Consider the following 3,990-nt stretch of genomic DNA (forward strand, 5'->3'; position numbering starts at 1 on the left):
TCTGAACCGATTGCAACAATTGCAAATTCCTTTGTCTGATTTACAAACTGCCTTAACAGAGAATAATGAAAACCGTGGTGCTGGCTATATTGAGAAAAATGGACAACAGCTAACGGTTCGTGTTCCCGGCACTTTAAACACGATTGAAGATATCCAGAACATCAGTATTACCAATAAAAACGGCTATCCTATTCGGGTGGCAGATGTCGCCAATGTCTCAATTGGTCATGACTTAAGAACAGGGGCTGCAACCTATAATGGTGAAGAAACTGTATTGGGTATTGCCATGATGATGATGGGAGAAAATAGCCGTACCGTTGCTCAAGCCATTGATGAAAAGGTGCAATCGATCCAGCAATCGCTACCTAAAGGTGTGGTGATTGAGACTGTGTATGACCGTACGCATTTGGTTGATCGGGCGATCAAAACCGTTCAGAAAAATTTGATTGAGGGTGCAATCCTCGTCATTGTTATTTTATTTCTCTTTCTAGGTAATTTCCGTGCTGCGCTGATCACGGCTTGCGTTATTCCACTGTCAATGCTGTTTACCTTGACGGGAATGGCAGAGCAGAAGATTAGTGCAAATCTGATGAGTTTAGGGGCACTGGACTTCGGTATTATTATTGATGGTGCAGTGGTTATTGTAGAAAACTGTATCCGTCGGCTAGCAGAAGCTCAGAAGCTGAAAGGTGGTTTACTTAGCCGTTCTGAAAGATTTAAAGAAGTCTTCTTGGCTGCAAAACAGGCGCGTCGTCCTCTCATCTTTGGACAGTTAATTATTTTGGTAGTTTATCTACCTATCTTTACCCTGACGGGTGTAGAAGCCAAACTTTTCCATCCTATGGCAATGACGGTTGTACTGGCTTTAATTGGGGCCATGATTTTATCTGTCACTTTTGTGCCAGCCGCAGTTGCCCTATTTGTCACTGGAGAAGTCAAGGAAACCGAAAGTCGCTGGATGCATTGGCTTAAAACCAAATATGAATTGCTTTTAGATAGAGCCTATGAGCTTCGTTTATTTGTGACTATTGTGGCTGCCTGTATTTTAGTGCTTACGGGTGTGCTAGCTACTCAAACAGGTAGCGAGTTTGCACCTCAACTGGGTGAAGGTGATTTTGCTGTTCAGCAAATGCGTTCCCCAAGTACAGGGTTAGAACAGTCACTGAGAATGCAGGAAAATACTGAAAAGTTACTGTTGAAAGAATTTCCTGAAATTAAAGCAATCTTTGCCCGTACCGGTACAGCAGAAGTGGCCACAGATGTCATGCCACCCAACATTTCAGATGGCGTGGTACTGTTAAAACCTCATGATGAATGGCCTGATCCAAAACAAACGATTGATGAGCTTCGCCAAAGAATGATTACTTTCTTAGCGACATTGCCGGGAAATAACAGTGAGTTCTCGCAACCCATTGAACTGCGTTTTAACGAGTTGATTTCAGGGGTGCGAAGTGATGTGGGTGTCAAGTTATTTGGCGATGATATGGAAATTCTGAATCGTGAAGCGAATAAGATTTCTCAGAAAATTAAATCAATTTCAGGCGCGACAGCCGTTAATGTAGAGCAAACCAGCGGCTTACCCTTGTTGAATGTAGAAGTTGATAAGTCCAGAGCAGCACAATACGGCTTGTCGGTAAGAGCAATTCAGGATCTGGTGGCGACAAGTGTCGGTGGTCAAAATGTTGGAACCATTTTACAGGGAGACAAGCGTTTTGATTTTGTGATTCGTCTAGATGACTCCCAACGTAGTCCTGAACAGTTAGCGCTACTTCCTGTTCAATTGCCGAATGGTGGCTTAGTCCAACTGCAAGATGTGGCACGCGTTGAAAATATCCTGGGTATTAATCAGGTCAGCCGTGAAAATGGTAAACGTCGAGTGGTTATTACTGCAAATGTAGAAGGACGTGATTTAGGCTCATTCGTAACAGAGCTTCAGAGCACGTTATCCAAACAGGAATTACCAAGCGGTTATTGGATAGATTATGGCGGTCAATTTCAAAATCTGATGTCTGCAAAAGCGCGTATGCAATTGGTGGTTCCGCTCGCATTGTTGACGATCTTTATTCTATTGATGGCTGTATTTCACAACATCAAAGAAAGCTTACTGGTCTTTAGTGGTGTACCGTTTGCCTTGAGTGGAGGCTTAATCGCGTTGTGGTTGCGTGACATTCCATTATCCATGTCAGCAGGCGTTGGCTTCATTGCACTATCGGGGGTGGCTGTACTGAATGGCTTAGTGATGCTTACCTTTATCAAAGAGCTGCGACAGCAATATGACCTTTATTATGCAACGTGGCAAGGTGCAATATTGCGTTTAAGACCTGTGTTAATGACCGCTTGTGTTGCTTCCCTTGGGTTTGTTCCGATGGCTTTGGCAACCGGTACTGGGGCAGAGGTACAGAGACCTTTAGCGACTGTAGTCATTGGAGGAATTATCTCCTCTACCCTGCTTACATTGGTTTTATTGCCTGTACTGTACCGGTGGATGAATGAAAAGAAAGCTTCTTAATCCATTAGATTAAGCAATTTTTAGCAGAGATATTGGGTCTGTCTCAAGTATCTCTGCTAATCATGGATTGAATAAGGAAAATTTTATGTCAGAACATCATGATCATAGCCATGCGGTTGTTACTGAAGGAAATAGTAAGAAATTAATGTTTGCTTTGGGTTTAACGACTACTTTCTTAATAGTAGAAGTTGTCGCTGCTTTTATTACCCAAAGTTTAGCATTACTGTCTGATGCCGCTCACATGTTTACTGATGTAGCCGCATTAGCTATTGCTCTTGCTGCTATCAAAATTGGTAAAAAAGCCGCAGATGATAAAAGAACTTTTGGCTATCAGCGATTCGAAATTTTAGCGGCTCTGTTTAATGCAGTGATGCTTTTTGTGGTGGCGATATATATTGTCTATGAAGCTTACCAACGCTTTACGCATCCTGCTGAAATTCAAAGTGTTGGAATGATGATTGTCGCAGTCATTGGTTTGGTCATAAATTTGATTTCAATGAAAATCCTTTCTGCGAGTGCTCAAGAAAGTCTAAATGTGAAAGGCGCATATTTAGAAGTCCTTAGTGATGCACTGGGATCGATAGGCGTGATTATCGGAGGAGTGGTCATTTATTTTACCCAGTGGATGTGGGTAGATACCGTAATCGCTGTGTTAATTGGCTTCTGGGTTTTACCTCGAACTTGGGTTTTATTAAAACAAAGTATCCATATTTTGCTTGAAGGGGTTCCTGATGAGATTGATATTGAGTCGTTAAGAAATGATTTATTGATGCTAGAGGGTGTTGAAGGGATTCATCAGTTGAAAGTCTGGGCTATATCTTCAAAAAACATTCATTTAACTGCTCATTTGGTTGCTCCTAATAGCGATCCAGATCAGCTCTATCAAAAGGCCTTAGACGTTCTAAAACATAATCATAGTATTACTGAAATTACGTTACAAATAGAAAGTAAGGAATGTAATACATTGGAACAGCATAAACATTAAAGTGCTGCTCTTTCTACATAATGGACAGATGACTAGGCTGATAAACCTTACCATTTTCCTGTATTACACTTCTATTTATCACACGCACTTTAAACACCATCCTGAGACATTTTAAAATTACAAGAATGTAATTTATGAGTCCTCTGGGTGTTAATTCTTTAAAGTTAGAATATCTAACAAGTATTAAATGAGAGTAAATAAACATGCTATTCAAAAATAAATTTTGTACTAAATTACTGTTAATTAGTGCATTCTTTAGTATCGCAAGTTTTAGTTATGCAGATGGCGGCTTGTTATTTCTTGAAAAGAATTTAAAAGCTTCTAAAGTTGAAAATTCTAAACAAAAACAAGTTAAAAATAATGAATCAAATGAATCAAATGAATCAAATGAATCAAATGAATCAAATGAATCAAATGAATCAAATGAATCAAATGAATCAAATGAATCAAATGAATCAAATGAATCAAATGAATCAAATGAATCAAATGAATCAAA

2 protein-coding genes and 1 pseudogene are annotated in these 3,990 nt (G+C 39.9%); all 3 read left to right on the top strand.

All coding sequences use genetic code 11. The features are described 5' to 3' along the window. Window positions 1–2,509 (top strand): efflux RND transporter permease subunit (locus tag FTU45_RS15015; protein WP_180076674.1); only part of this gene is annotated, 2,509 nt, incomplete at its 5' end. Between the two features lie 85 nt (window positions 2,510–2,594). Next, window positions 2,595–3,494 carry a cation diffusion facilitator family transporter gene (locus FTU45_RS15020; RefSeq protein ID WP_004665978.1) on the top strand — a complete coding sequence of 300 codons (900 nt, stop codon included), beginning with the start codon at window positions 2,595–2,597 and terminating at the stop codon, window positions 3,492–3,494. Between the two features lie 203 nt (window positions 3,495–3,697). Continuing rightward, a pseudogene (locus tag FTU45_RS15025) lies at window positions 3,698–3,877 on the top strand (hypothetical protein); the annotation flags it as partial. Between the last annotated feature and the right edge of the window lie 113 nt (window positions 3,878–3,990).

Origin of the sequence: Acinetobacter sp. YH12106 (genome assembly GCF_013418995.1) — a bacterium.
In the GTDB taxonomy this organism is placed as follows: Bacteria; Pseudomonadota; Gammaproteobacteria; order Pseudomonadales; family Moraxellaceae; genus Acinetobacter; species Acinetobacter pseudolwoffii.

Bases quoted from the DNA above. Each gene is read 5' to 3' on its own strand.
- FTU45_RS15020 (WP_004665978.1), top strand. From the start codon at position 2,595: ATGTCAGAACATCATGATCATAGCCATGCGGTTGTTACTGAAGGAAAT.